Source organism: Streptomyces colonosanans (genome assembly GCF_001866645.1).
GTDB classification, from domain to species: domain Bacteria; phylum Actinomycetota; class Actinomycetes; order Streptomycetales; family Streptomycetaceae; genus Streptomyces; species Streptomyces colonosanans.
Genome location: NZ_MLYP01000022.1, coordinates 25,881 through 52,454 on the forward strand (window position 1 = coordinate 25,881; position 26,574 = coordinate 52,454).

Below are 26,574 nucleotides of genomic sequence, written 5' to 3' on the forward strand. Positions count from 1 at the left end.
AGTAGCCCGGAGCGACGCACCAGACACGGGAAGCAGACACCGCAGTTGGCGATGGAGGGGCCGCCATTGCGGCGGGTGGGTGGCCTGCCGCAGCTCAGGGTGGATTCCAGGTCGGACGGGGTAAGGCCCGCATTGCGTGCGGCACTGCACACTTCGCCTTTCGTCAGCCGTGTCAAGGGGTTGACCACCCGCACCGCGCTCCCGGCGTCACCGACGGCGGTTACCAAGGCGTTCAGCCGACCCAGCGTCCACGGGTGCACGGAACGGGTAGGTCCCGCAGGGCGTCCAGCAAGGTGACCCGGGTGTCCAGACGTAGGGTGTACGACCGGCCGTTCACTGTGAGTGTCACGAGCCGCTCGGTGACCGCGGGACGGTCGTCCACGTCCCTCTTGCTCGCCACGTCCCGCATCGCGTCCTCCTCCGGACGGGTCGGATACGACTCGAGCCCCTCCTGGGGGCGGATCCGGTGAGTTGGTTCGTCAGGCGCTCCAAAAGGTGGGTACCTACCTTTTGGATTTCGATATGTCCACCTTTCTCCTCAATATACGCTGAACGGATATTCCGGCACGGGACACCGGCCCGTCACCCCCGGCCGGCCCCAGGACGGCTGTGCCGATGGCCCAGCCTGGGCCGGCACCAGAGCGCCGTCGCCATGGCCAACGGCGGCCGGGTTCTTGGCCGGGTGCCTGGGTCTTCGCCGCGCACGATCTGCGCGTGCCGCACCTGGCCGCCCCGGCCGTCCGCCGCGAGCTTGGGCCGCTTCGCCGACACGCTGCTGGGGGAGCTGCGGGCCCGGCAGGGCGTCGAGCCGGTCAAGAAGCGGAGTACACAGCGAATCCCAGGGTCAGTTCGCCGACCGTCGGGTGCCGGTAGACCTTGGCGCCGTACGTGGGGCGGTACACGTCCTGTTCCGCCCAGAGGCGGCGGAAGTCGGGGGCGGCGCTCAAGTCGTTGACGATGCGGGCGAGCCGGGTGTCCTGCGGGTGACAGCCGGCGTGCAGGCGCAGCAAGCACTCACTCCGACGCCGGGGCAAACGCCCGGACCAGGTGGGAGCCCGTACACCACTTCCCAGGACGCAACCTCGGCGCTCGCGTCTCGCCGTACGGGACGGCTCGCGCATCGCTGCAATGCCCAGGCCGAGCAATGCCCAGCCGAGCAGCCGGGCTCCTCCTCCCGTCACCGTCTCCGCGTCGCTCAAGCACCCGGTCGGTTACGAAACCCGGCATTTCGCTGCGTCTGCACATGTCGAGGGCTGTGACAACTGTGGCTGGCAGGGCCGTGGGCTCCCGAGCGCCTGCTCTGCCCGCGAAAGTGAGGACGCAGGATATCCGCTGCGGGCAGCGTCGAGACCAAAGGTGCCCAGATGGACGGTGGCGACCACAACCGGGTTTGGGCTAGGCCCACCGACAGCACCATGATGGGGCCGTTCGAGTGGCCCCGGTGCGGTGGGAGCAGCAGATGCGGCAAAACGGGAAGACGGCCCCGTCCGATCTCCAGCTGAAGATCGTGCTGCACGGCACGAGACCACCCCTGTGGCGGCGCCTGGTAATGCCGTCCGACACCTCGCTCGGGACGTTGCACGACGCCATCCAGGTCGCCTTCGGATGGCATGGTGGCCATCTGCACCTCTTCACCGACGAGTTCGGCCGGGGGTACGGCGATGCGGCCCGACTCACCGACATCGCTCTCGGCTTCGGTCACAGGGTCGGCGACGAGGACACCACCGCGCTCGGCGACGTGCTGGCCGCGGAGGGAGCGCGGCTGCGCTACGTCTACGACTTCGGCGAGGACTGGGAGCACCAAATCACGCTGGAGAAGACTCTGCCGTGTCCGGTCGGCGCGGAGCGGACGGTGCGCTGCGTCGGCGGGCGTCGCGCCGATGTCCCGGCCGAGGGCATCGGCGGCGTGTGGGGGCTGGCCGAGGTGCTGAAGTGCCTCGATGCCCCGGCCGGGGCCGAGGATGGCCCGTACGGTGAGCTTGTCGCCGAACTGCGGGTGGCCGGTTACGATCCGGCGGCCTTCGACCGGGACGGGATCACCGCGCGGCTGGCCCGGCTGACGCCGGACACGGTGTCCGGCACGGCGAAGCCGCCGACCGGCGATCGGGGCGGGCGCGGCGGTGTCCGTCGGCTGACCGCCGAGGACGTGGCGTTGTGCACCTGCGGGCAGTGCCGGGCGGGCGATCCGGTCGAGGCCGGAGTCGACGGACCGGACGAGGATGTGCCTGTGCTGCGCCCGGTGACCCTGGCTCCGCAGGAGGACCTGATCGCTGCCGTGCGGGGTGTCCCGCTCTTCGACGCGGCGCTGCGGCTCTCCGCCTGGTGCCGCGAGGGACGGCAGGTCACCGCCGGCCGGGTACTGCGGCCCGCGCTCGCCCGTGAGGCCGTCGAGGAGCTCCAGCTGTGGAAGCTGGCCGACGACGACTCGCCGTATGCCCATGCCGTCGCGCGGGCTCGTGCGCTGAAATCGCTGCGCAGCGCCAAGGACGTGGCCGTTCTCGATGATCCGTGGTGGCTCGCCGTGGACGGCGGGCTGATCACGATCAGCGGGGGTCGCGCGCGGGGCGGCGAGACAACTGACTTCGCCGACGAGAGCCTTCTGGAGTTCTGGGCCACCACGATGGGCGATCTACTGGAGGAGATCGGTGAGACGGGGGTGCTGGACGGGTGGCACGGTGAGCTGGACGAGCTGACGGCCGAGATCGCCGACTCACTGGTCGGTTTGCTGTACGACGCTCCGGACGACACCTGGGTGGATGTCGACGACCTGCGTGCGAAGGCCCGCGAGGTGGGCGCGAACGGGCCGGAGTTCGAACTCTTCCAGACGCTGTTCGCAGCGTCCTTCCGGGAACTCGGGGACGAACTCGCCCTGTTGGGCGCGGTGGAGTACGAGCCCGGTGACGGCGACACTCCGCCGGAGTTGGCTCTGCGTACGCTCCTGAACGCCATGGGCGGGCAGGAGTTGGGCGGCGGTTCGGAAACCTCGTCGGCGGCGCCTGACCGGTCGCGGGACGACAGGCGTGGGGACCGCATGCGGCTCACCCCGCTCGGCCGCTACGGGCTCCGTGCCTACCTGATGGAGTGCGGTGTGCCCGCGCCGCTGCTCGGTGAGTACGCCGAAGCGGACGCTGCCGCTCTGCTCCAAGGGCTCCTGGGCTACTCCCCCGAGGAGATGCGCCGGGAGGTCGAAGGGTGGCTGAAACACCGCTCTGCGGCTGATGCCGCGGTAGGGCTGCTCGACGCCTGCGCAGGAGACGGCCCCGAGGCCGCGGCGAAGCGCGCCGTAGCCCAACTGGTGCTGGCCGACCTCGACGGCCCCCGCGCACTGCGCGTACTGCGCAAGGCAGCGGACTCCGACATCGAGGGGTGCCGCCAGGTGGCCACCGCGACCCTGGGCGAACGCCCTGAGTCGGAAGCCCATATGGCCCCGGCACAGGCGGAGGAGGCCGGGCTGTGGCTGCTCATCGACGGACTGTCGATCCTCGCCGGTACTCAGGAGAGCGAGGAGCTGACCCAGGGCTTCCTGGAGAACTGGAACACGGCGCCGGAGGCGCTCGAACATCGGGTGGACGACCTGTGGCGAGTGGAGCACGCAGCCACCGCCCAAGTACTCACCGAACTGGGTGAGGGCCTGCGCGGCGTCGACAAACGGCTGGCCAAACGCATGCGTACCGCAGCGAACAAGGCCCACTCCCGTCAGTGACAGCAGGGGCGGAACCTGCTGGTGGACGAAGGCGCGGTGAAGACCGCTTGGACGACGGTGAGGCGAAAGAGAGTGGCACGAGTCCTCGTACGGGAGCAGAGCACGGGCACGAGGAGCGTGCCACCATTGGCCGCACCGGAGTCGGCCGCCTGGGCGCGGAGTCTGCTCGACGGCGGCTGGGCGGCGGTGTTCCTCCCCGGCGAGCCTGCCCGCCTCGGCCGGTTGCTGCTCTGGCAGCCCGCCGGGGCCACCGCCGTCGAAGGCATGGCACCCGTGGGCGTCGAGGCCGAGACGGCGGAACTGGTGCTCCCGCACGGCCGCTCGGTCAGACGGCGCAGAGTGGAGGGCTACGCGCTGCCCGTCGCCCTCGCCGTTGCCGCGCTGTCCGGGGCACAGCCGACGCATCGTTCCGCTGCCGCCTGGCAGGCCGCCGCCCGCTTCGCGCTGCGGCTACTTGCCGACGGCCGCCTCCACCCGGCTCTCACCCCCGCCGGCTACGACACCTGGCAGGCGGGCCCCTTCACCTCCGCCCAGCGGCAGACGCTGGACACCCTCGCCGCCGCCTTCCCGCTCCACGCCCACTGCCTGCCCGAGCCCGGTCCCGCACCACTTCGGATCGCGGAACCGGCCGCGCTGGTACGTCACTTCTGCGACGCGGTCGCCGACGAACTGGTCCGCACCCCGGCCGCTCCGCTTGCCATGGGAGCCCTGCCGTACGCCTGGCGCGAGCCGCGTGCCGTGCCCGCCCTGCGCGAGTGGGCCGAGGAGACCGCCGCCGCGTTCACCGCCGACGTCAGGGTCTCGCTGCGGGTCGACGTACCCGAGGGGAGGCGTCGGCAGTTCCGGGCCGTCCTGCAGTTGCACACAGCGACGGATCCCGCGCTCGTCGTGGAGGCCGCACAGTTGTGGAACGAACCGGCCGAAGTGGAGCGGCTACTCGGCCCGCGCGCCGAGACGGAGACGCTGCTCACACTGCGCCGCGGCGCCCGCGTCTGGCCACCGCTCGACCGGCTACTGAAGGACGCGGCTCCGGACCAGCTGCGGCTGACCGACGACGAGGCCCTCGACCTGCTGGGCGACGCCACCGACACACTGCGCGGGGCCGGTATCGACGTGCACTGGCCGCGCGAGCTGGTCAAGGCACTTACCGCGACCGCGGAGATCGAGCAACGCACCGCGCCCGGCTCCAGCGCGGGCGGCATGCTCGACGCCGACACCCTCCTCGACTTCCGCTGGCAGCTCTCGCTCGGCGGCGACCCGCTCACCGAGGCTGAGATGGACGCCCTCGCCGAGGCCCGCCGCCCCCTCGTCCGGCTGCGTGACCAGTGGGTGGTCGCCGACCCGAAGCTGGTAGCCCGCGCCAAGCGCCGCCGGATGGAACCGCTCACTCCCATGGAAGCACTGGGCGCCGCGCTGACCGGCGAGGTGGAGCGGGACGGGGAGACTCTTCGCTGCGCGGCGGTCGGGGCGCTCGCCGACCTCGTCGCCCGCATCCGCGACCCCGAATCCCGCACCCCCGCCGCCCAGCCCGCCGCGCTCAAAGCCACCTTGCGCGACTACCAGAAGCGGGGCCTCGCCTGGCTGGCCGAGATGTGCGAGCTCGGTCTCGGCGGCTGTCTCGCCGACGACATGGGCCTGGGCAAGACCATCACCCTGCTCGCTCTGCACCTGCACCGCCAGACCGAACCCGACACCGCGGGCCCCACGCTCGTCGTCTGCCCCGCCTCGCTGCTCGGCAACTGGCAGCGCGAGGCGGCCAGGTTCGCACCATCCACTCCCGTGCGCCGCTACCACGGCGGCGACCGCCACCTGAAGGACCTGGCCGGGGACGAGATCGTCCTGGTCACCTACGGAGTGCTGCGCCGCGACCGGGAGGCCCTCGCCGAGAACGCCTGGTCGCTGATCGCCGCCGACGAGGCCCAGCACGTCAAGAACCCCTACGCAGTCACCGCCCGTGAGCTGCGCGCCCTGCCCTCCCGCGCCCGCGTCGCGCTCACCGGCACCCCCGTGGAGAACAACCTCTCCGAACTGTGGGCGCTCCTCGACTGGACCACCCCCGGACTCCTCGGCCCACTCACGGCATTCCGCGACCGGCACGCCCGAGCGATCGAATCGGGCGAGGACCCGCAGGCTGCCGCACGGCTGTCCCGTCTCGTCCGCCCGTTCCTGCTGCGCCGCAAGAAGTCCGACCCGGGCATCGCGCCCGAACTGCCCGCCAAGACCGAAACCGACCGTGTCGTACCGCTGACCGCCGAGCAGGCAAGCCTGTATGAGGCGGTGGTCCGTGAAACCATGGCGAAGATCGCCGAAGCCGAGGGCATCGCCCGCCGCGGCCTGGTCCTGAAGCTCCTCACCGCGCTGAAGCAGATCTGCAACCACCCCGCCCAGTTTTTGAAAGAGCACAGCCTGCGCCAGTCCACACCGCTGCACGGCCGCTCCGGCAAACTGGCGCTGCTCGACGAACTGATCGACACCATCACCGCCGAGGGCGAGTCGGTGCTGGTCTTCACCCAGTACAAACAGATGGCGACCCTGCTGGAGAAGCATCTCGCGGAACGAGGCGTCCCCACACTCTTCCTGCACGGCGGCACGCCCGTCACCGCGCGCGAGGAGATGGTGGACCGCTTCCAGCGCGGCGAGGTGCCGGTGTTCCTGCTCTCCCTGAAGGCCGCGGGCACCGGCCTCAACCTCACACGGGCCACCCATGTCGTGCACTACGACCGCTGGTGGAACCCTGCGGTCGAGGACCAGGCCACCGACCGTGCCTACCGCATCGGCCAGGACAAGCCCGTACAGGTCCACAAACTCCTTGCGGAGGGGACCGTGGAGGACAAGGTGGCGAAGCTTCTCGAATCCAAGCGCGCGCTCGCCGACGCCGTGGTCGGCTCCGGTGAGGCCGCTCTGACCGAACTGTCCGACGACGATCTCGCCGAACTCGTCGCCCTGGGGAGGCAGTCATGAGCCCCTCGGTCCCCAGCCCGCGCCGCGTGCCCGCCCGTGGCAGGCGGGCCTTCGCCGCGACCTGGTGGGGCCAGGCATGGGTGACGGCCCTGGAGGACTCCACCCTGGACTCGGGGCGCCTGTCCCGCGGACGCACCTACGCCCGCCAGGGCATGGTCGGCCCCGTCACCATCGCCCCCGGCCAGGTCAAAGCCGCCGTCCAGGGCAGCAGGCCGCGCCCCTACCGCTCCGCCGTCCACCTGCCCGTCCTCACCGACGCGCAGTGGAATACCCTCCTCGACACCATCGCGACCCGGGCCGGGCATCTCGCCGCACTCCTCGACGGCGAGATGCCCGCCGAACTCGTTGACGACGCCCGACACTCCGGCGTCCCCCTGCTCCCGCAGCCCACCGAACTCGACCCCGAATGCTCCTGCCCCGACTGGGGCTACCCCTGCAAACACGCCGCCGCGCTCTGCTACGCCATCGCCGCCACCATCGATACCGACCCCTTCGCGGTGTTCGCCCTGCGCGGCCGCGGCCGGGAGGAAGTCCTCACCCAGCTGCGCGCCCGCCGTACGGCCGCCCAGGCGACCTCCACCCCACCGGCCCCAGCCGGCCTCCCGGCCGCGGGCGCCTACGCGGCCTGGGCGGCCCTGGCCGAACACACTCCGCCTCTTCCCGAACTCCCCGAACCGGCCCCCCACACCGCCACACTGCCCGCCGCCCCGCCACTCGGATCCGGTCTGTCAGCCGAGGACCTCGAACGCCTCATGGCGGACACCGCCGCACGCGCCGCCCGGCTGCTCACGGGCGACACCACCAGCCTGCACCTGAACCAGCACGAGGACGCGGCACGGATCGCCGCGAGCAACTGCGGCCCCGAGTGGTTCCACCACCTCATCCAGAACACCGGTGCCAAACCGACCGCGTTCGCCCGCCTCACCCGCGCCTGGCGGTATGGCGGCCCAACCGGCATCACCGTCGCCGAACACCCCCACACCCCCGACCCGACGGTGATGGCGGCGGCGCGCAACGCCCTGACCACGGCCCTCACAGAGATGACCACCGCCCCCGCCGCCCTCAGGGCCTGGCGCAACCGCCTCACCTTCACCGACCACCGCATCCAGCTGCGCCTGGGCCCCGACACCCGCTGGTACCCCTACCTCCGGCACGACGACGGCGACTGGTGGCCGGCAGCGCCCGCCGACCTCGACCCCGTCACGGCGCTCACCTCCGTCTGGCAGCAGACCGAGAGGTGACACGTACGACAGACCCGTGAACCGCCTCCTCAGCCCACAAGTTCACATCTACCAACTGCTCCGTCATCCGGCATCGCCCCTCACCGGTTCACTTGGTGTGGCCGGACATCGGCCGTACCGTCGTGGCTGCCTCGGATTCAACCAAGGAACGACAACCGCACCTGACGGTTGCGATTCGAGATGTTGGTATCCACCAAACTCCGTCCGCGTCCGGTGACACGGATCGTGTCCGTGGTCCGGGGATGCGGGGGCGGGTTTCCTCACGCCCGCGGGCTCCGTGTCCGGCCTGGGCGGTCCGATGCCCCACACGAGCGCTCTGGTCGTGTGGGGGCGGTGCCGTCCGTCGCCGGACGCGGTGCCCGAGAGCGCGTCGTCCGATCGCGACGCCGGCGGCGTCGTGGCGGGTGATGCGTTCTCCGGTTTCAGGACGATGGCGCTCATCCAGCGCAAGAGGTCCAACGGGACGGAGGTTGGGGACGACGGCATCGATGCCTCCGGGCGGCCAGAGCTGTGCGGTCCCCATGCTGGTGACGAATCATTGTGGGTTCACGCATCCGACGGCGATCGCGCTCGGAGCCACGATAGCCTCCACCACCCCCTGGGCGAGAGAAATCCACGGTGAACAGCCACAAGGGCCTGCGCGCCGCAGTGATCGGCGGATCCATCGGCGAGCTGACGAGCGCGCTGCTGCGCGAGTTGGGCTTCACCGTCGACATCTACGAGCGCACGCCGACACTTCTGGAGAACCGCGGTGGCGGGATCGTGCTCCAGCCCACCACCATGAAGTGGTTCGGCGGACGCGGCGCCCGCCGTGTCGAGGAGCTCAGCACGGTGATGCGCCGGCTGCTGACGTCCCTCCGCCCGAGGCAGGCGTGACCACGAGGCGTCGGCTGCCGGACTTCAGAGCGTCGGCTCGACAGCGGCAGCCGTCGTCGGCATGGGGCTGTTGAGGCCGAGCCGCTGCGCGATGCCGACGCCGTGCCGGTAGAGGGCGATTCCCTCGGCCAGGCGGTTCTTCTCCCATGCCGCCAAGGCCGCATCCAGGGAGGGGAGTTGTTGCAGGGCGGTGAACAGGGTAATAGCGTCGGCGGCCGCCTTCTCCGCGCTCGCCGCCGTGTGGGGCCGTACGACGAACGCGGCGTCCCCGGTCAGCAGCATCCGGCCCTTACGCATCCGGTTGACCCGCCCGTCCAGGATCGCCTGCGCGAATGGATCACGGGTGTGCTCGACCAGCAGGCGTAGCGGCTTGGGCAGCAACATCCGTGCACGGTCCAGGAGTTCGACGTGCACCTGCGACGCGATGAGACCCGGAGGTAGGGACAGTCCGTGGGCGGTGCCCTCGCGGTCGGTGGTGATGCGCTCGAGGCCGGCCGCGTCGGCCCGGACGTACCACACCCAGTTCATACGGCGGCTACCCGGCGTCGTCGCGCCGAAGTCACCCGGGATGAAGTAGCACAGGAACTGGGTGCGGTCCGCGTCGTAGAAGCTGAACCGATCACGGAAGACCGCGCTCATTTCCTCCGGAAGCTCCGTCTCGTCGATCACTCCCCGGTAGGCGACGTACCCGGCATAGCGCGGAGCACCGTCGAGGGCGACGAGTCCGCGGTGCCGGGACCCCGAGCCGTCCGCGATGATCGCGAGGTCGACCGGATGGACGGCGTCGCCGACATGGACGTCTACGCCGTCGACGCGGGGTGTGAGGGCAGCGACCGGCTGACCGTCGTGGTAACGGGCGCCGTCGAGGCGGTTCCGGAGGGACGCGTAGATCGCCCCCCAGGAGATCATCCGCTGCCCCATGAGCGTGTGGTGACTTCGCCCGTCCCGGCCGAAGAACTGCCGGTGGGTGACGGGAACGCTGATCCGGTCGGGATCGACGCCGCAGAAGGTACTCAGGAACCAGGCGACGCTCGGCTGGAGCACGATGCCCGCACCGCGGTCGTCGGGGCGGCCCGCAGACCGCTCCCAGACCGTGACGTCGAGCCCGAGTTCGGCGAGCGCGACCGCCTGGAACAACCCGCCCAGCGAGCCACCGATCACGCCCACCGACTTGATGTCCGATACCGAGATCACAGCGAGCACACCCCGTTCTCGCAGGTCGCGCCAGACGGCGCCTCAGTGACCTGGCGTTCGAGGACCTCGACGAGTGCGTCGACACCGACCGCGCCACTGATCGCCTTGTCGCCCGTGATCACCACCGGCACCCCGCGAAGTCCCAGGTACTCCGCGAGCTTCAGGTCCTCCTGCACGGCTGATTCCAGGGCCGGATCGGTCAGCCCGGTCGCCACGTCGTCTCCGAGCCCCGTCTCCCGACCGATCCGGGCCAGTACGGCCGTGTCGCCGACGTCCTGTCCCTCGGAGAAGTAGGCCGCGAGCAGACGGTCGGCCATCGCCCAGCCCTGCTGAGCCTCCCGTTCCGCCAACGCGATCAGCCGGTGCCCCGCCCGGGTGTTCGGCGTCCTGGCGATCGCCTCGTAGTCGAAGACGATGCCGTCGTCGCGTCCGGCCAGCACCGTCCCGGCGTCGAGCTGCCGCGAACGCTCCCAGCTCCCGAACTTCCCGCTCCGGTACTCGCGCCGATCCATCCCGGACAGCGGCATCGCGGGGTTCAGCTCGAATGCGTGGTGGCGGATGCGGAACTCGTCGTCCGTGCGCTCCTTCACGATGCCGACGGCCTTGTCCAGTCGGCGGCCGCCGACGTAGCACCAGGGGCAGATCAGATCGCTGAAGACGTCAAGCCTGATCATGGCTTCCTCCAATCGAACCGACTAGTCTGTTCGATGCCAACAGCGGAGCAGCCATCCTCATTCCCGCCGCCGTACCGGAGGACCTATGACCACCCCCGACGCCACTCGCGCCAAGATCGTCATGGCGGCGGCAGATCTGTTCACCCGGTGCGGCGTGCGGGCCGTCGGCATCAACGAGATCTGGCGAGCCGCCGAGGTCGCCAAATCGACCCTCTACCAGCACTTCCGCTCCAAGGACGAACTTGTCGCCGCTGTCCTGCGACAGCGCAACGACCAGTGGTGCGCGCGCCTGCGCGCACTCGCCGCCACGGCAGCCACGCCACGGGGTCGACTTCTCGCGATCTTCGACCTGTTGGGCCAGGAATTCGCCGATCCCGCCTACCGCGGCAGTGACTTGCTGAACGTCGCCGCCGAGTACCCCGACCCGGGTCACCCCGTACGGGTAGCGATCCGCGACCACAAACGTGAAATCCTCCGCTATCTTGCCGAACTCGCCGCGGCAGCGCAGGAACCCGACCCCGACAAGGCCGCGGCGATGGTCCTGACGCTCGCCGACGGGGCCGCCTGCGCGCGGGTGAGTCTCGGCGACTCCACCGCCGCCATTCTCGGGCGGGAAGCGGCAGCGCGCCTGCTGGCACACGGCTGACCCCGGACCGATCAGTCCTCAACGTACTGGATGTCGAACGGCTCGTTGGTGAGGAAGGGACGGTGCAGTCGCCGTCCTCGAAGGCGCCGTGGGTCAGGGTGCCTCCCTCTGGGAACCAGACGAAGCTGCCGGCCGAATGGTTGCCCTGGTGCGTCGTCAGCGCGCCTCGAGCGCTTACAAGGAAGCGATCCGCAACCGGAGCTGACAGCTCTGATGAAGGTCATCGTGACCATGCCTCGGCGTGTCCCAGCCGGCACGACGCCCGCTCACCCTGTACAGAGCCGGAAGAGCGGCCGTCCTTCCTGGTCGGTCAACCTGCGCACACGGACGGGCTCAGCCACCACACCCCCGGCAGTCGGACAGACGCGCCCGAACATCCAACCGCGGGAACCATCACGCCGGCGAACCTTCACGGTCAGAGCACTAGCGACTACGTCGTCCCCCCTGCCGCGCCGTCCACCCCGGCGGTCACACCGCGACGCCGTACCCGGACAGGCACGCGGCCTGCCTCGGCTTGTCGGCGGGCAGCGGCACGGTGTCCGGTGTGAGGCTCGTTCCGGCGCAGGCCTGCCACTCGCGTGGGGGGACCCCATAAGCGGCCCGGAACGCCCGGCTGAAGTGGCTGGCGCTCACGAAGCCCCACCGGCCCGAGACCGCCGCCACTGTCGCCCGGCCCGCTGCCGGGCGGGCGAGGTCGCGGCGGCACATGGCCAGTCGCTGGCGCTGGATCCAGCGGGCCACCGTCACGCCCTCGAAGCGGAAGAGCTTGTGCAGGTACCGCACGGACACGTGGTGCGCGGCAGCGATCCGTTCCGGCGAGAGGTCCGGGTCACCCAGATGGCCCAGGATGTGGTCCTTCACCCGGGCCAGGGTGGCCAGAGCCGCCTCGGGCGCCTCCGGGACGAACCGGCCGCGGCGCTCGTGCGCGAGCGCCGCGAGCAGGTCGAGCGCCGTGGTGGCGAGCCGGGACGCCAGCTGCGGCTCCATCGAATCGGCCGACCGAGAGAGGCACTCCAGGTAGGTGGCCACCAGGCGGGCGGTACCAGTACCAGCGTCGAAGGCCGTCGCGATGAGCACCCGCAGGTCCTCCTCGGAGACGCCCACGGCCGACCGCGGCCAGTGAAAGGCCGTGAAGACGAAGGGCTCCGGCAGCTCCTTGGCGAACGGCCGCCCCGCGTCGGAGATCGCGAAGGTGCCCGGGCGCAGCTCCACCTGGCGGCCGTCCTGGACCAGGCGGGCGGTACCGCGGTGCTGGAGCGCCAGCGTGAGGTGGTCCTCCCCGCCGCCGGCGATCAGCCCCGCGCTGCGCTCGACCCACTGCGGGCCCGCCTGAACGAGGGAGACCTGCAGGGCGCCCAGGCGGTGGCTGGTGATCGTCGCGGGGGCGGGCGCGCTTTCGAGTAAGGCCACGTCGAGCGGGATGAAGGTGCGGGAGAGGGCCTCGTGCCAGTACTCGGCGCGGTCGGCGGACGGTACCCCTGTGGTGTCTAGAACGACGGACATCAGTGCTCCTCTGACGGCTGTCGACCGGACCGGCTGGTCCGGCGCGTCGCGGTGTGGGGCGGAGTGGGCGCGGGATCCCTCCCCGGCGGGCGCCGGGCCGGGATCACCAGGAACGGCGGTGCAGGGCGACGTGCACGGTGTCGACGACCTGGATCAGCGCGGCGCGGGCGGTGGCGGTGGGACAGAGCGCGTCGAGCAGGAGGAAACCGTGCACGGCGCCCTGATAGCGCATCGCCACCACGGGCACGCCCGCCGCGCGGAGCCTTGCCGCGTAAGCCTCGCCCTCGTCCCGCAGCACGTCGGCCTCGGCGGTGATCACGAGCGCCGGGGGGAGTCCGGCGAGCTGGTCCAAAGAGGCGCGCAGGGGCGCGGCAGTCGCCTCGCTCCGCCGCTGTCGCTCGGGGAGGTAGTCGTCCCAGAACCAGCGCATGTGGTCGCGGTGCAGGAAGTACCCCGTCGCGAACCGGTGGTAGGAGGGGGTGTCGAAGTCCGCGTCGGTCACCGGGCACAGCAGCACTTGGTGGACCAGTCGTACGTCGCCGCGCTCCCGGGCCAGCAGGGTCAACGCCGCCACGAGGTTAGCCCCCGCCGAGTCGCCGACGGCGGCTATTCGCTGCCCCTCCAGTCCGACCTCGTGGCCGTGCGCGTGGATCCACCGCGCCACCGCGTGGCACTGCTCGACGGCCACCGGGTAGCGGGCCGCAGGCGCCCGGGTGTAGTCCACGTACACCACGGCGGCGTCGGTGCCCAGGGCGAACTCCCGTACCAGCTGGGCGTAGCAGGCGGCGTCGCCGAGCGACCAGCCGAGGCCGGGCAGGAACAGCACCACGGGGCTCGGCTCGGCGGCACCGACGGGTCTGGTCACCTGGACGTGCACCCGCCTGGTCGGTCCACAAGGCAGGGCGAGCCACTCCGTCGCGGTGCCGTAGGAGTCGTCCGGGTTGTCGTCCGGTCTCCCGGCTGGCACGTCGGAAGTGAGGACGGAGAGGTCCGGCAGATCCGTCGCGGACCGGTCGGCTCCGGCGTCCAGGAACTCCTGGAGCGCCCGGTCGAGCACCGGGCGCCGGTCGGGCAGGGGGGTGGTGTCGGACAAGTCTTCGCTCCTGGCTTCGGTCGCTGGGCGCCACGGGCCCGCGTGCGCCCAGGCCGGAACCGGTGTGCGCCGGGCCGCCCGCCGCGCGCGCCTCCCCGGGGTACGGCCGCACCGCTCGACCGTACTGCTGGGGCGGCTGCCGCGGTGGCCTGCCGTGCACGGATCTCCACCGTCGTCGGGCGGTTCCGGCGGCTCGTCAACCGGCATCGTCGTCCCTGAGTGCGCGCCACTCCCGCGGCGAGACACCGTACGCGGCACGGAAGATCCGGCTGAAGTGTGTCGGGTTGACGAACCCCCACCGTTGGGCAACGGCCGACACCGTCGGCGCGGCGCGGCCGCGCCGCGCCAGCTCGTGGGTGCACGCCTCCAGACGGCGCTGCTGGATGAGCCGGCTCACCGTCACCCCCTCGCCCTCGAAAAGCCGGTGCAGGTAACGAACGGAGATGTGGTGGGCATGCGCGATCCTCTCGGGCACCAGCTCCGGATCGCCCAGGTGGTGGTCGATGTACTCCCGCACCCTGCGGACCAGGTGCGTGTTCGTGCCCGCCTCGTCCGCCGCCCAGGAGCGGGCCAACTGGGCCACGAGTGCGCTGAACAGGTCCGCGACGCTGCCGGCCAGCCGCTCGCCGATCGGGGCGGAGTAGGAGTGCGCGGAGGCGGCGAGGATGCCAAGGAACGGCAGGAGCACCGGTCCGCACCCCTCCGTTGTGCTGATGGCCGTCGCCGACGCGTACTGCAGGTCGCGCTCCGGCACGCCCAGCAGTCGGCGCGGCAGGTGGAACAGGTGGGTACGGAAGCGCTCCGGGTAGTCGACGGCGTACGGGCGCGCCGTGTCGTACAGGACGAGCCCGCCCGGTGGCACCTCCGCCCGGCGCCCTTCCTGCTTCAGGACGGCCCGGCCCGACACCTGCACGCTGACCCCGACCTGCGGCTCGCTCCGCGGGGCCCGCGCGATCAGCGCCGCCGTACGGGAGACCCGGGCGGCGTCCGCCTCCAGCGTGGAGATCCGCACGTACCCGAGCCTGTGCGACACCACGAGTCCGTCGAACGGCCGCTCGGTGAGCGGGAGCACCTCCACCGGCACCAGCGTCCGCGACACCGTCCCTCTCCAGAACGCCGCCTTCTCCTCGTCCGCGACCAACGCGGTCGTCACCCGTAAGCCCATCTGACCGCCCTTCCGCCAAAGTCCTGCGTGGTCTCAGCCTGGACCACGGGCGCGGCAGCCCGTTAGGTCATCTGACTGCCACGTGCGGGCGGTGGGCCGCAGGGCCCGGCGCGGTGCCCGCGACGGACGGGGGCGGCCGGGTGTTCCTACAGGTCAACCGCCGTCGAGGGCATGGGCGAGCGCGGCCCGAGAGGTGATTCCGAGCTTCGGGAAGATCTTGTAGAGGTGGGCCGCGACGGTGCGGGGCGACAGCTGGAGCTGCCGGCCGATCTCCTTGTTGGTCAGACCGGTCGCGGCCAGCCGGGCGATGCGCAGTTCCTGGCCGGTGAGGCTGGACGGCTCCGCGGCCGGTCCGCCCGGTGGCAGAGCCACGGGGTCACCGGCGGCCCGCAGCTCCTCCTCGCAGCGCTGGGCCCAGGGGGCCGCCCGCAGGCGGCGGAATACGTGGTGGGCCGCGCGCAGCGTATCCCGGGCACCGGGCCGGTGGCGCCGACGCAGCCATGAGCCGTGGGCGAGCCGCAGCCGGGCGAGGTCGAACACCCACTGCTCGGCGCCCGGTACGGCATACGCGGCGCGGTAGGCGGCGTCGGCCTCGTCGTCCTCGGCGGCCAGGGCGGTGGCGGCCACGAACAGGAAGGCGTGGCGGCCGGAGATCTCCGCGGAGCGTGCCGTCCGCCCGGCCGCGATGTGAGCCCGCGCCTCCTCGTGGCGGCCGGTGTGCACGGCGGCCGTCACCAGATCGAAGACCAGTGCGTGGTGCCAGGGCGGGCCACTGGGCAGCCGCCCGGGCGGGGTGAGCGCGCAGAAGTGCGCATACGCCTCCTCGTAGCGCCGGTGAGCGAGCGCGGCCAGGCCGTGCAGGTGGGTCAGGCGCTCGAGGACGTACCGCATCCGGGCCCGCGTGGCGGTCGGCCTGATGGCCTGCTCGATCTCCCGCAGTCCGGCCTCGTCTCCCCGGCCTGCCAGGAAGTGGGCGTAGTACTGGCGGAACATCAGGGCGTTGGTGTGGTAGCCGAGTTCATCCGCGATCTCGGCCTCGCGCAGGCAGACTGCCGCCTGGTCCCAGTGTCCGAGCAGGAAATCCTGGTGGCACTTGGCCTTCGCGACCGAGCCCTGGGTGGCGTAGCCGTGCAGCCCGGAGAAGCGCTGCCACAGGTCGCCCCCCGGGCATTCGAGCGCTGAGGCGGTCCACAGCAGGAGCCAGGCCGCACCGGCCTCCTGTTCCTCGGTCATGCCTTCGGCCACCGCCCGTAGGGTGGCGGCCGCGTCCGGGCCCGGGTCGGTCCAGGCCCGCAGGCACAGCCGGCCCGCCTCGGAGACGTCCTCCCGGTGCCGTTCCAGGGCTCGCCAGGCCCAGGGGTCGTCCGTGTAGGTGGCGGCCAGGAGCAGTTTGAAGTAGGCCTGTTCGACCAGCCCGCCGAAGGTGTCGGCGCCTGGCGCGGTCAGCGCGTCGAGGGCAGCGGGCAGCAGTGCGGCGGAGGACTCGAAGTCGATGTGGTGGCTCTGGTCGGCGTAGACCACCGCGTACGAGAACAGCGGAGTGACGTCCTGCGGCACCGTGCTGGCCTTCAGCTCCTCCACCAGGGCCGCGGTGTGGCGCAACTGCCCGCCGCGGGCCGACATCACCGCGGCCCAGGTGAGCCTTCGGACGCGGTCGCAGGAGCTGGGGCTGAGGGCGGCGGCGCGTTCGAGCAGGAGCGCACCCTCCGCGTCGCCGCCTCGACGGGCGAGATCGCGGCCGGCCTCCTGGAGGCGGTGCGCGAGGTCCCCGTCGGGTAACAGCGCGGCGGACGCCTCGTGGACCAGCCGTCGGGGGTCGTCCGGCGCGAGGGCTTCGGACAGGGCGCGGTGCGCCTCGCGGCGCGCGGTGTCGGAGGCGGTGGAGACGACGGCGGTACGGACCAAGGGGTGCCGGAACACCAGTTGTCCGGCCGTGTCGAGCCGGGCCAGTCCGTCCGCCTCGATCCGTTCCAGGATCTCCCGCGCGTTCTCGTCCGCGAGGGCGCGCGGCCACGCGCCGCTGCTGAAGTCCGGGCCGGTGGCCAGTGCTCCGAGCAGCAGAAGGCGCCCCACGTCTGGCGTCACCGTTCCGAGCCGTTCGGCGAATATCCGTTCCAGCTTCCGCCCCAGGGGCAGCCGATCCGGCAGCGGAGCGGCCCCCCGCTGCTGGGCGGCCGCCAGTTGGCGCGGCAGCTCCACCAGCGCCAGAGGGTTGCCGGCCGCCTCCGTCAGGACGCGATCCCTGGCGGGCGCGGCGAGTTCGGGATAGCAGGCGCCCAGCAGCAAGGCCGCGTCCGTCCGGGGCAGGGCCCGCACGTCGACTGCCTCGGCCGACCATGCCTGAGCAGCCGGTCCGCCTGGGCGGGTGGCACCGACGATCACCATCGGTAGTCCGGCACAGCGCCGGTGGAGGAAGGCGAAGACGGTCGCGCTCGACGAGTCGATCCAGTGCAGGTCGTCCAGGAGCAGCAGCACGGGGGCGGTCCGCACCGCCTCTTCCAGCAGAGCCAGGGCGGCGGCGCCGACGGCGAATCCGCTCGGGGTTCCGGAGCGTACTCCAAGCGCGCTCTCCAGGGCCTCCCGCTGGTGGCCGGACAGGGCGCCGGATCGCTGGAGCAGCGACCAGACGGCCTGGTGGAGGGCTCCGAACGCGAGGTCCGTCTCCGCCTCCGTGCCGACCGCGCGCAGGACGGTGAATCCGCGCTCGCGCGCCGCGCGCTGCACCCAGGCCACCAGCGTGCTCTTGCCGACGCCGGCCTCGCCGCGCAGCAGCACCGTGGAACCGCTCGCGCCGTCCACAGCCTGGACCAGGGCCGCGGTCAGCAGCTCCGTCTCCTGCTGCCGCCCGACCAGGACCGGAACCCGCGTGTTCTCCACCGCTCTTCGTCCCCCTCGGGCCGGCCCGCTCCCCCGGGCGCCCAAGGTTACCGCCCGTCAGGTCCTGTCGTTGCCACGCTGGGTACGGATCCGAACACGACCGCGAGTGCCTTCGCGGTCAATCACCCTTTCGCTCACAGCACCGTCGTAGGTGGCCCGCATCACTAGCGTGCCGGGTGCCGGGCGTCACGGCTTCCGACGTACCCGGCGCGAACCGCGCCCGGGCGCACCGATGAAGGAGATCGTCCGATGCGATCGGAACACGCCGGGAGGCTTCGCGCCGCAGGTGCTCGTGCGTCGCGCGTGCTGGGAACGGTGCTGGCCGGCTTCGCCTCAGCGGCTACAACTGGTCGGGCTGGCCGCACAGCTCCGGTGGCCCCTTCCCCTCCAGCGCCGCGCCCGAGATCCACGGCTTCCCCGGTGGCGAAGTCTTCGCCGTGCTGTCCTGGGGCAGCGACACCGCGCCCTTCAAGCGGCACATGATCGTGATGAAGCGCGTCATGTGACAGCGAACCCGCCCGTGTGCCGGACCTGACAGCGGGCGCCTCCTCCAAGGCGTGCCGTGGGCTGGCCTGTCCTTCGCCGCTCTTCGTTCCCGGGACGGCTCAGGAGTACTGCATCAGCTCGAGCCTCGCCGGGGCCGTCCAGTCGTGGTGCTCGAACGGCAAGTAGGCGCGGACCGCCGGAACATCGGCCGGATGGGCGGGATCGCGGAGGCGCAGGTCACAGCCGACACGCTCCACGATGTCGATGCCGCCGGGATCCGGGCCTCGGACCGGGAGCCGGACGGGCGACGCCGGATCGCCCCACTCCCAGCCGGGCCCGAACCAGCGGTAGCGGTCGAGCAGCAGGTTGAGCCCAGCGCAGGCGCCGAGTTCGAGCAACCTGATCGGTGGGGCCCACAGCAGGGCCAGGCCGTGCAGCAGCACCGCGGCGCTGGAGGGCTCGTTGTTGCACCGGGCTGTTCAGCACAGTGGCGATCTCGGCGGGATGGTCTGAGACCTGCCGTGACGATGAGGTCCCCACCGTTCGTCATCGGCAGCGCGGAGTGCGCGGAGGTGTGGACCAGGCGGTGCAGGAACTCGCTACTCTCGCTGGCCGAGGCGAGCCGGTCGCGCATGGCGCAGCAGTGCTGTCGCAGGGACTCGACCCGATGCCCGTAGCCGTCGGCGACCTATGGGTCCCGCAGGCTCGCCCGGGCGGCCGGTTCGGTGCGCGACCGTGCCCGCAGTCCAGCTCCGTGGGCTGCTCGCCGTCCAACAGGCGTTCCGCCAGTTCGACCACGGCGGCCGTCTCCTCGTCGGGAGTGGTCCGCAACACGCGGGACTCCTCTTCGGAGTCGGAAAGAGGCTTCCCAGACGGCGAGTTGACCGATACCGGCACCAACGGGCCTCGGTGCGCCGAGGGTCAACAACGCATGCGCGCAGAGGTCATCGCACCGTCCCGGGCCGACTAGCTTCGGCTCTCGTACGAGCCGGGCGGCCCCGCGCGACTGCGGCAGGGAGCGGAACCCGGCTGCGCCCCCATCCAGACAAGGCTGGCAGACCAGTGGTCGACCCCCACGACAGGCAACCGGGCACCGCCACTGACGAGTTGTGGTGTCCGTTCCCCTCCCTGATGAATCCCCATGCTGAGCAGGCCGACCAGCGGAGCCTGGCCTGGCTGGCGCGGCACCGGCTGCTGGACGGGCAGCGCCAGCAAGCGGACCGGCTCCGGCGTCAACGCAGCGGCCACCTGGCCGCGCGGACCAATCCCGAGGTATCCGCCGAGATGCTGCGTCTGCTGTCCGACTGGTACGTATGGCTCTTCGCCTTCGACGACGGGTATTGCGAAGACCGTGAACGCGGCAGCCGATCCGGCCCGTTGGCCCGTACGACCGCCCTACTGGCACGGACGCTCGACCCCGAGCCGCCCGCGGCCGACGTGGATGGACCGGCCCGTACCTACGTGGTGGCCCTGCGGGAGATACGGGACCGAGTCGCCGCACAGGCTTCGCGAACTCGCGGCGGCGCGCGCCCGCACCGGTCGGCCAGCGCAGTTGACCGGCCCGATCCGCGCCTCCTCGATCACCCCCGTCGCGCACGGTCAGCTCCGCGGCCACGGCCACCTGGGCGCCAGTAGGAGCGGGTGCGCCGGTGCTCGATGAAGCCGTTCACGGCCGGTCCATCTGCTCCAGCGCGTCGCGCAGGGCGGCCCGGGACGTGATGCCCAACTTCGGGAAGAGCTGGTAGAGGTGGGTCGAGACGGTCCGCGGCGACAGCAAGAGCCTTTTCCCGATCTGCTTGTTGGTCAGACCTGTGGCAGCGAGGCGAGCGATCTCCCACTGCTGCGGCGTCAGAGCGGGGCCACCGGGCAGGGTACGGGCGGGGGTCGGGATGCCGCAGGCGCGCAGCTCCTTGTTGGCCCGCTCCGTCCACGGGTGGGCGCCGAGTCGCCCGAAGGTTTCCGCGGCGGCACTCAGGTACTTGCGGGCCTGCGCCGGTGCTTTGCCGCGGCGGAGTCGCTCGCCGTGGTACAGCTGGATGCGGGCATGGTCGAAGGGCCAGCGTTCGGCCCCCTGGACGGCCAGGACTTCACCCAGACCTCGTGCTGCCTCGTCGTCGCTCTCCGCTGCCAGCGCGGCTGAGGCGAGCAGCACCATGTTCAACCGCGGTGACACCGCTTCAAGGCCGGCGTCCCGGGCTGCCCTGACATGGTCAGCGGCCTTCTCGCGTCGACCCGTGCGCACTGCGGCCTCCACCTGATCCAGGATCGCCCACAGTGCGTGCCCGGCGAAGGGGGCGAACGTGCCGGGCGGCGTGATCTTGCCGGCGTGTTGGTAGGCCTCTTCGAAGTCGCCTTGTGACAGGGCGATCAGCGTCCGGGCATGGGCGGCGTAGCAGCCGACGGCATGGCCTCGGCGGGAGCCGGCCCACTGGTCCATCTGATCGGCGTACCCGCGAGCAGCCGGGTAGTCGCCGCAGACTGCGTACACGCAGGCAAGCACGAACTTGCCGGTCCAGGAACGCAGCGGATAGTCAAGCTCCTCACACCAGCGCAGACCCTGCTGGGCCACCTGTCGAAGCTCCGGCCATTGGCCGGTGAACCAGGCATGACTGCTCCACAGGAACGAGGCTTGGATGGCGGGGAAGATGTTCTGCCCGCTCAGTCCGCCGCGAGCCGTGAGCCGCAGCGGCTCTTCCATCTCACCGAGGCGGTCCGCGTAGGCGCCGGATGTGGCGATTCGCACGATCCGCACTGGATCCGACGTGCCGGGAAGCGCCTGGATGGCGGCGTCGAGCCGGTCCCAGTCGGCTGGGCGGGCCCGGGCCGGATCGGCGAAGGTGGCCCGCAACAAGTGCAGGGTGTCCGGAACCGAGGTGCACTTCGACAGTGCCGTGTCGAAGTCCGACCACAGCGCGCGTCGGCCGCCGTGGACGCACACCATCAGCAGGGTGGACAGCGCTTCGAGGAGGGTGGCGTCGTCAAGGTCGTAAGGCTCGGGCTGCAGGGCGATCGCGCCGGACAGCAGGCGATGGGCCGTGTCGATGTCCCCGTAGCTGTTGAGCAGATACAACGCGGCAGCCACCGCGACGGCCGGGGATTCCGCATCGGGGGCGGCCTGTCGTACGTCGTCCAGCAGGCGCGGCACATCACGCACGTCGCCGGTGAGGTTGGCGCCGACGTACGCCGCCTTGGCCAGCCGCCGAGCGTAAGCGGACCCCGTCGGGCTCAGCTCGGCGGCGCGTACCAAGGCCGCCACCGCGTTCGGTCCGTCGCCGCGGCAGGCGCTGACATCGGCGGCTTCCTCGAGCAGGGCGGCAATCTGTTCGTCGGGCTCGACGGCGGCCTGCGCCAGATGCCAGGCCCGCTGCTCGGGGACTTTGATCCATGCCTCGGCGAGTGCGCGGTGCACGTTGCGTCGTTGGTCGCTGGTCGACAGGTCCACCACTGCGGAGCGTATGAGCGAGTGTCGGAATGCCAGCCGTCCGCTCGTGTCGTCGACGTGGACGAGTTGCATGCGCTCTGCCGAAGCCAGGTGCTTCAGGCTGCACCGTCCGGCCACCGCGCGGCGCACGACGAGCATGTTTCCGCTGCCCTCCAGCGCGGCAACGAGCAGCAGGTGCCGTGTGGCCGGTGGCAAGGTCCTGATGCGGGAGGCGAAAGTCGACTGGAGCCGCTGGGTCAGCGGGATGCGCTTCGGCAGAGCTTGGGACGCGGTCCGCTGGGACTCGGTCAGCGCGGCCGGGAGTTCCAACAGGGCCAGGGGATTGCCTTCGGCATCGGCGATCAGACGCCGTCGAACCCGCGAGGCGAGCGCCGGGAAGCGGCGGCGGAGCAACTCGTCGGAGGCGGCCTCGCTGAGCGGACCCAATTCATGCAGAGGAAGCCCGCTGTGGTCGAAGAAACCCTCTTCCCCGAGCCGGATCGCACAGACCAGCCCCATTCCGGTACCGGGGAGTCGACGAGCAACCTGCCCCAGGACGAAGGCACTTGCCCGGTCCAGCCACTGTGCGTCGTCCAGCACCAGGAATGCGGGGATGTCGCCGAGGTCCGAGGCCAGCGCCACTACGGCCTCTGCGACCACATCGTGCCCGGGTGCCGCGCCCCGCTCGAAGCCGAGGGCTCCGGCAAGGGCAGGCACCCTCGCCGCTCTTGAGTGGATCTCGGGTACCGACGTCAACAGCTGCCGCAGAGCGCCGTAACTGGCCTGCGCCCGGTACTGCACACCGACGGCATGCAGCACCAGCATCCCCATGGCTGCGGCTTCCTGGGCGACAGCGGCAAGCAGCGCCGTCTTTCCGACTCCCGGCTCTCCCACCAGCGCCAGAGATCCGCCATGACGCGGGATGCCGGCCAGGAAGACGCCCAGCCGCTTTATGTCTGCTTCCCGGCCGACCAGGGAGCCGTCCCCGTCGTCGCTGGATCGGTCGATCATGATCGCCCCCTTACCGCGCCCTGAGCGGGCAGCAGCTCCCACGGGACACACGGTCGATGTAGCGCGAGATGTCCCAGATGCTAGCCCTGGTCGACCAGGTTTGTGCAGGCAGCGCGATTTCTCTGACGAGGCCTTGAGGAAATCCGCGAGCGGCGGCTCACTGCCACCTCGGCCGACCCCTGTCACCGAACTACGTCACATGACGGAATCGACGACGTCTGCCTGGCTTCTAGCGTTCTTCGCGTGACCTCGTCCGTCCGATGAAACGGGAGAAGTGATGAGCGAGAACGTGCAACCCCGCAACATCGTCCTCGTCCACGGCGGCTTCGTGGACGGCTCCGGCTGGCAAGGGGTACACGACCGCCTGAGCAAGGACGGGTACCGCGTCAGCATCGTTCAAAACCCGACCCTGTCGCTGGAGGGCGACGTCGCCGCCACCCACCAGATCCTCGACGCCCTGGACGGCCCGGCCGTCCTGGTCGGCCACTCCTACGGCGGCGCTGTGATCAGCGAGGCCGGCAACCACGAGAAAGTGGCCGGCCTCGTCTACATCGCGGCGTTCGCCCCCGACAAGGGCGAGTCCGTGAGCACCCTCATCGCCGACCCCGCGCCGGGCGCGCCGGTCCCGCCCATCCTGCCGCCCAGGGACGGCTTCCTGTTCCTGGACCGCGACAAGTTCGCCGCCTCGTTCGCCGCGGACATCCCCGCCGACCTGGCCGCGTTCATGGCCGACTCCCAGGTCCCCTGGGGCGTCGACGCCCTCAACGGGGCCGTGTCCAGGCCGGCGTGGCGCGTGAAGCCGGCCTGGTACCTGGTGGCGTCCGACGACCGCATGATCCCCCCGCCCGCCCAGCGCGCCATGGCCGAGCGGGCCGGAGCCCGGACCGTCGAGACCCCCGGCAGCCACTCCGTCTACGTGTCCCAGCCCGGCGCGGTCGCCGACCTCATCAAGCTGGCCACCGGCCGCTGACCGCGGGCCGAGACCCCGACGGCCAAGCCACGCCTCCGGCCCGCAATCCGTCTCCAGCAGCCGCCCTCCGACACCATGCATGTGGCGGTCTCTCCCGTGAAGCTCGCGACCGGACTACGACTTTGGGAGTCCGATGAGCTGCTCGACCGATTCCACCTCGACGTCGTGCCCAGCCCGAGCGGCGTGACGACCACCTGTTCTGGCGAAAGTGACCGGTTCCAGGGCGGCCCTGGTCGACTGTTCGCCTCCCGGGGCTGCCCTGAGGCGGGTCGGCGAGCCGCGCTTCGGGCGGTCAGCTGGCCTTGGCGAGTTCTTCGGCTCGTGATCCTCGATCACTTCGACACCGCGGACGGCGCGGACCGTGACCATCAAGCTGGTGGCCTACGCCGAGACGGTGCGGGCTCTACGCGACCGGCCGACCCCCGGGGTGTCCGTGGTGCTCTTTGCCGGCCTGGCCAAGGTGCGCCCCAGTCATGAGGCCGCTGGCGCGGCATGCCGAACGCGGGCTCCGCCGGGTTCAGGAGGCGGGGAACAGGGGCCAACCGGACATCGGGCCGCCGTCGAGCGTGAGCGTCTGATCGGTGCGCGGGCTCCATGGGTTCGACGAGTTCGCCCCGCAGTCCGCGCTCTTTCAGGAGGCCCAGGAGGCCCGGTGGCCCGGTGGCCCGGCTGCTGGACGGCTGACGTTTCAGCGGGCCGCTGTCGGGAACGTGTGGTGCGCCCAGTCGGCGTAGCTGCTCCACCGGACCTCCGGGTGAGCAGCGTGCAGCGCGGGGAGGTCGACGCGGTAGCCGGGCCCGTTCAGAAACGTCCACATCGCATGCATGTCCGGGTTGGTGACCGCGGTCAGAGGTACTTGCTGATGGCGGACTTCCCGTCCCAGCACCGCGCCGAGGGCGGCCGCCATCTGACGGGGAGTGGGCGCATCGCTGGCCAGTTCGATACGCAGCCCGACGTAGGGTGCAGGGCTGAGCAGCACTTCCGCCGCGAACTCACCAAGGTCGGGGCGGGCAAGCTGTTGCAACGGCCGATCGGGCGGCAGCGGCAGGTCGAGAATGCCGCTGAAGATGCGCTCTGCTCCGCCGAGAGCGTTGTCGAAGAAATACGTCGGCCCCAGAATCGTATGGGGTACGTCACCAGCGGCCAGCTCGGCTTCGATGCATGCCTTGCTGTCGAAATGCGGTACCCCGCTCTGCTGGTCGGCTCCAGCGACCGAGCTGAACACGAGATGCGGCACGCCCATCTTTTCGGCGGCAGCCAGGATTGCCTGTCCCTGGCCCACTTCCGCCTCCACACCGGCCTCGAAGGGAGTGGTGAACGCGAAGACCCCCGCCACCCCGCTCATCGCAGCGGCGAGCGACCCACGATCGCTCAATGACCCCGCCACCACTTCGGCACCCTGGTCGGCCAGTTCCCGAGCCACTTTCCTCGCGGGTCGCGCACCAGCGCCGCGGACCCGGGCCCGGCGACCCAGCAGCGCGTCGGCCACGGCCCTGCCCTGTCCCCCGGTCGCCGCAAGTGGCGACAGAGCACCTGGCCGAACAGATGCAACAAGGGCAAAGAGAGCCAGGCGCCCAAGCGCCCTTGGTGTCGGTGATCCTGGACTTCATCGACCTGCATCTGACCGACGCGGACCTGTCTCCCAAGACGATCGCCAGGGCCCACCACATCTCCGTGCGATACCTGCACAGGCTCTTCAAGGAAGGAGGCACAACGGTCGGTCGGTGGATCCAGCACCGACGGCTGGAGGGGTGCCGACGCGCCCTCACGTTCCGCCGTTGGGAGAACGTGACCATAGGGGCTGTGGCCAACCGCTGGGGCTTCCAGAGCGCCGCTCACTTCAGCCGAGTCTTCCGGGCCGCCTACGGGATGTCTCCGCAGGAATGGCGGGAAACCGTCGGCCATGGCTGTCAGCCGATCCGGGGCTGAGCCGGATACGCCGAAGCTCCTGGGGACGGGGGGAGACCTCGGGCCTCGAGGCGACAGGTGCGCCTGTGGACGGGCACCGGGGGCATCAGGACGGCAGGCGGGCCCAGGCGGCATGGGTGGCGGACAGGCGGTGCGTGGCCACGGAGGTGGTCGCCAGGAGCAGCAGGGCCAGGCCCAGGGTGGCCACGAGGTGCCCGTGCAGAAGGAGCTCGGCTCCGATAACGGCTCCGAGGAACATGGCCAGCACGGACAGGATCCGGCGGCCGGGGCGCGGCGCCGCACCGCCGGCCGGGGTGGAGTCGGCGGCCAGTCCCGTCAAGGTCAGGGTCAGTACGGTCGTGGTGAGGTCCGGAACCCCGAGGCGCCGGGCGACCGCGTTCTGCAAACCCATGCCCAGCCCGAGCAACACGATCAGCGTGTACTGGACACCGGTGGTGACCCGGCCGTCGGTGGCGGCGGTGACGGCGACGGTGACGGCGACCAGGACCGTCTGTGCCGCGGTGGCCGTCTTCAACAGGCGCCCGCGGTGGGTGGAAAACCGGGTTCCAAGCCTGCCGCCGGCGAGCGCACCGAGGAGGAACGCGGTCATCGCGACGACGGAGGCGAGTGCGGAGAGGTTGGGGGCGCCTGCCAGCGCGAATCCCAGAAACACCACGTTGCCCGTCATGTTGGCGACGAAGACGTGTCCGAGCCCCAGATAGCTCACCGCGTCGACCAGACCGGTGACCACGGTCAGCGTCAGCATCAGCGGAGGCAGCGGGCCGTGAGGATCCCCCGAGGGCGGTGCGAGCGTGCGGACCGCGTCAGTCAGCAGCCTGCGCATA

20 protein-coding genes and 4 pseudogenes are annotated in these 26,574 nt (G+C 71.1%); 9 read left to right on the forward strand and 15 right to left on the reverse strand.

Going from position 1 to position 26,574, the window contains the following annotated elements; translation table 11 throughout:
- Positions 1–8: 8 nt before the first annotated feature.
- The 3 genes and pseudogenes from BIV24_RS36365 to BIV24_RS08415 all read right to left on the reverse strand — a co-directional run.
- A pseudogene (locus BIV24_RS36365) lies at positions 9–260 on the reverse strand (7-cyano-7-deazaguanine synthase); the annotation flags it as partial.
- On the reverse strand, positions 233–409 hold the full coding sequence (locus BIV24_RS33065) for a hypothetical protein (RefSeq protein ID WP_218149292.1): 177 nt from the start codon (positions 407–409) through the stop codon (positions 233–235). The pseudogene BIV24_RS36365 and the gene BIV24_RS33065, both read right to left, overlap by 28 nt.
- Positions 410–812: 403 nt before the next feature.
- Entirely contained in the window at positions 813–1,010 is a 198-nt protein-coding gene (locus tag BIV24_RS08415; protein ID WP_071365568.1) for an MmyB family transcriptional regulator, read from the reverse strand.
- Between the two features lie 449 nt (positions 1,011–1,459).
- Here BIV24_RS08415 and BIV24_RS08420 point away from each other — a divergent pair, with 449 nt between their 5' ends.
- The 3 genes from BIV24_RS08420 to BIV24_RS08430 all read left to right on the forward strand — a co-directional run bounded on the left by BIV24_RS08420 (position 1,460) and on the right by BIV24_RS08430 (position 7,905).
- Positions 1,460–3,703, forward strand: a complete 2,244-nt coding sequence (locus tag BIV24_RS08420; protein ID WP_143064572.1) for a plasmid pRiA4b ORF-3 family protein — start codon at positions 1,460–1,462, stop codon at positions 3,701–3,703.
- 126 nt (positions 3,704–3,829) lie between these two features.
- On the forward strand, positions 3,830–6,664 hold the full coding sequence (locus BIV24_RS08425) for a DEAD/DEAH box helicase (RefSeq protein WP_245766705.1): 2,835 nt from the start codon (positions 3,830–3,832) through the stop codon (positions 6,662–6,664).
- Complete coding sequence (locus BIV24_RS08430; protein ID WP_071365570.1) at positions 6,661–7,905, forward strand: SWIM zinc finger family protein; 1,245 nt, start codon at positions 6,661–6,663, stop codon at positions 7,903–7,905. Before BIV24_RS08425 ends, BIV24_RS08430 begins: the two co-directional genes overlap by 4 nt.
- Before the next feature lie 88 nt (positions 7,906–7,993).
- Here the strand turns inward: BIV24_RS08430 and BIV24_RS35095 are convergent.
- A pseudogene (locus tag BIV24_RS35095) lies at positions 7,994–8,311 on the reverse strand (hypothetical protein); the annotation flags it as partial.
- 212 nt (positions 8,312–8,523) lie between these two features.
- Between BIV24_RS35095 and BIV24_RS08435 the strand changes: the two are divergent.
- Positions 8,524–8,781, forward strand: coding sequence for a hypothetical protein (locus tag BIV24_RS08435; RefSeq protein WP_071365571.1), 258 nt, complete (start codon positions 8,524–8,526; stop codon positions 8,779–8,781).
- Between the two features lie 24 nt (positions 8,782–8,805).
- Here BIV24_RS08435 and BIV24_RS08440 read toward each other — a convergent pair whose 3' ends face one another.
- Both BIV24_RS08440 and BIV24_RS08445 read right to left on the reverse strand, forming a co-directional pair.
- Complete coding sequence (locus tag BIV24_RS08440; RefSeq protein WP_177198645.1) at positions 8,806–9,975, reverse strand: FAD binding domain-containing protein; 1,170 nt, start codon at positions 9,973–9,975, stop codon at positions 8,806–8,808.
- Positions 9,972–10,649, reverse strand: coding sequence for a DsbA family oxidoreductase (locus tag BIV24_RS08445; protein ID WP_071365572.1), 678 nt, complete (start codon positions 10,647–10,649; stop codon positions 9,972–9,974). The genes BIV24_RS08440 and BIV24_RS08445 overlap by 4 nt, the downstream gene beginning before the upstream one ends.
- 85 nt (positions 10,650–10,734) lie before the next feature.
- Between BIV24_RS08445 and BIV24_RS08450 the strand changes: the two genes are divergently transcribed.
- The gene (locus BIV24_RS08450; protein ID WP_071365573.1) at positions 10,735–11,295 is read left to right on the forward strand and encodes a TetR/AcrR family transcriptional regulator; all 561 of its coding nucleotides are present in this window, start codon (positions 10,735–10,737) and stop codon (positions 11,293–11,295) included.
- Positions 11,296–11,763: 468 nt separating this feature from the next.
- Here BIV24_RS08450 and BIV24_RS08455 read toward each other — a convergent pair whose 3' ends face one another.
- The 6 genes from BIV24_RS08455 to BIV24_RS08475 form a co-directional block, all read right to left on the reverse strand.
- Positions 11,764–12,798, reverse strand: a complete 1,035-nt coding sequence (locus BIV24_RS08455; protein ID WP_071365574.1) for an AraC-like ligand-binding domain-containing protein — start codon at positions 12,796–12,798, stop codon at positions 11,764–11,766.
- A 103-nt stretch (positions 12,799–12,901) separates the two neighbouring features.
- Entirely contained in the window at positions 12,902–13,891 is a 990-nt protein-coding gene (locus BIV24_RS08460) for an alpha/beta hydrolase (RefSeq protein WP_071365575.1), read from the reverse strand.
- Positions 13,892–14,087: 196 nt separating this feature from the next.
- Positions 14,088–15,056, reverse strand: coding sequence for an AraC-like ligand-binding domain-containing protein (locus BIV24_RS08465; protein ID WP_071365576.1), 969 nt, complete (start codon positions 15,054–15,056; stop codon positions 14,088–14,090).
- A 153-nt stretch (positions 15,057–15,209) separates the two neighbouring features.
- Entirely contained in the window at positions 15,210–17,933 is a 2,724-nt protein-coding gene (locus tag BIV24_RS08470; protein ID WP_177198646.1) for a BREX system ATP-binding domain-containing protein, read from the reverse strand.
- 340 nt (positions 17,934–18,273) lie between these two features.
- Complete coding sequence (locus BIV24_RS34200; RefSeq protein ID WP_177198647.1) at positions 18,274–18,435, reverse strand: hypothetical protein; 162 nt, start codon at positions 18,433–18,435, stop codon at positions 18,274–18,276.
- A 103-nt stretch (positions 18,436–18,538) separates the two neighbouring features.
- Entirely contained in the window at positions 18,539–18,862 is a 324-nt protein-coding gene (locus BIV24_RS08475) for a DUF2332 family protein (RefSeq protein ID WP_071365577.1), read from the reverse strand.
- 688 nt (positions 18,863–19,550) lie between these two features.
- Here BIV24_RS08475 and BIV24_RS34205 point away from each other — a divergent pair.
- Entirely contained in the window at positions 19,551–20,054 is a 504-nt protein-coding gene (locus BIV24_RS34205) for an isoprenoid biosynthesis enzyme family protein (RefSeq protein WP_177198648.1), read from the forward strand.
- 31 nt (positions 20,055–20,085) lie between these two features.
- Here BIV24_RS34205 and BIV24_RS08480 read toward each other — a convergent pair whose 3' ends face one another.
- A complete protein-coding gene (locus BIV24_RS08480) occupies positions 20,086–22,851 on the reverse strand; it encodes an AAA family ATPase (protein WP_071365578.1) in 2,766 nt (921 codons plus the stop codon).
- Positions 22,852–23,128: 277 nt separating this feature from the next.
- On the opposite strand from BIV24_RS08480, the gene BIV24_RS08485 reads away from it, so the two are divergent.
- Entirely contained in the window at positions 23,129–23,821 is a 693-nt protein-coding gene (locus BIV24_RS08485) for an alpha/beta fold hydrolase (RefSeq protein WP_071365579.1), read from the forward strand.
- Between the two features lie 69 nt (positions 23,822–23,890).
- A pseudogene (locus BIV24_RS31460) lies at positions 23,891–24,033 on the forward strand (dihydrofolate reductase family protein); the annotation flags it as partial.
- Between the two features lie 476 nt (positions 24,034–24,509).
- Here the strand turns inward: BIV24_RS31460 and BIV24_RS08490 are convergent.
- On the reverse strand, positions 24,510–25,349 hold the full coding sequence (locus BIV24_RS08490) for an NmrA/HSCARG family protein (RefSeq protein WP_071365580.1): 840 nt from the start codon (positions 25,347–25,349) through the stop codon (positions 24,510–24,512).
- A gap of 44 nt (positions 25,350–25,393) precedes the next feature.
- Between BIV24_RS08490 and BIV24_RS08495 the strand changes: the two are divergent.
- A pseudogene (locus BIV24_RS08495) lies at positions 25,394–25,750 on the forward strand (helix-turn-helix transcriptional regulator); the annotation flags it as partial.
- Positions 25,751–25,835: 85 nt separating this feature from the next.
- Here BIV24_RS08495 and BIV24_RS08500 read toward each other — a convergent pair.
- Complete coding sequence (locus tag BIV24_RS08500; protein ID WP_071365582.1) at positions 25,836–26,573, reverse strand: YoaK family protein; 738 nt, start codon at positions 26,571–26,573, stop codon at positions 25,836–25,838.
- Position 26,574 lies beyond the last annotated feature (1 nt).

Coding starts and splice junctions, on each gene's coding strand:
- BIV24_RS33065 (WP_218149292.1), bottom strand. CDS start 409: ATGCGGGACGTGGCGAGCAAGAGGGACGTGGACGACCGTCCCGCGGTC.
- BIV24_RS08420 (WP_143064572.1), top strand. CDS start 1,460: ATGCGGCAAAACGGGAAGACGGCCCCGTCCGATCTCCAGCTGAAGATC.
- BIV24_RS08430 (WP_071365570.1), top strand. CDS start 6,661: ATGAGCCCCTCGGTCCCCAGCCCGCGCCGCGTGCCCGCCCGTGGCAGG.
- BIV24_RS08445 (WP_071365572.1), bottom strand. CDS start 10,649: ATGATCAGGCTTGACGTCTTCAGCGATCTGATCTGCCCCTGGTGCTAC.
- BIV24_RS08450 (WP_071365573.1), top strand. CDS start 10,735: ATGACCACCCCCGACGCCACTCGCGCCAAGATCGTCATGGCGGCGGCA.
- BIV24_RS08455 (WP_071365574.1), bottom strand. CDS start 12,798: ATGTCCGTCGTTCTAGACACCACAGGGGTACCGTCCGCCGACCGCGCC.
- BIV24_RS08465 (WP_071365576.1), bottom strand. CDS start 15,056: ATGGGCTTACGGGTGACGACCGCGTTGGTCGCGGACGAGGAGAAGGCG.
- BIV24_RS34200 (WP_177198647.1), bottom strand. CDS start 18,435: ATGACGCGCTTCATCACGATCATGTGCCGCTTGAAGGGCGCGGTGTCG.
- BIV24_RS34205 (WP_177198648.1), top strand. CDS start 19,551: ATGAATCCCCATGCTGAGCAGGCCGACCAGCGGAGCCTGGCCTGGCTG.
- BIV24_RS08480 (WP_071365578.1), bottom strand. CDS start 22,851: ATGATCGACCGATCCAGCGACGACGGGGACGGCTCCCTGGTCGGCCGG.
- BIV24_RS08485 (WP_071365579.1), top strand. CDS start 23,129: ATGAGCGAGAACGTGCAACCCCGCAACATCGTCCTCGTCCACGGCGGC.
- BIV24_RS08500 (WP_071365582.1), bottom strand. CDS start 26,573: ATGCGCAGGCTGCTGACTGACGCGGTCCGCACGCTCGCACCGCCCTCG.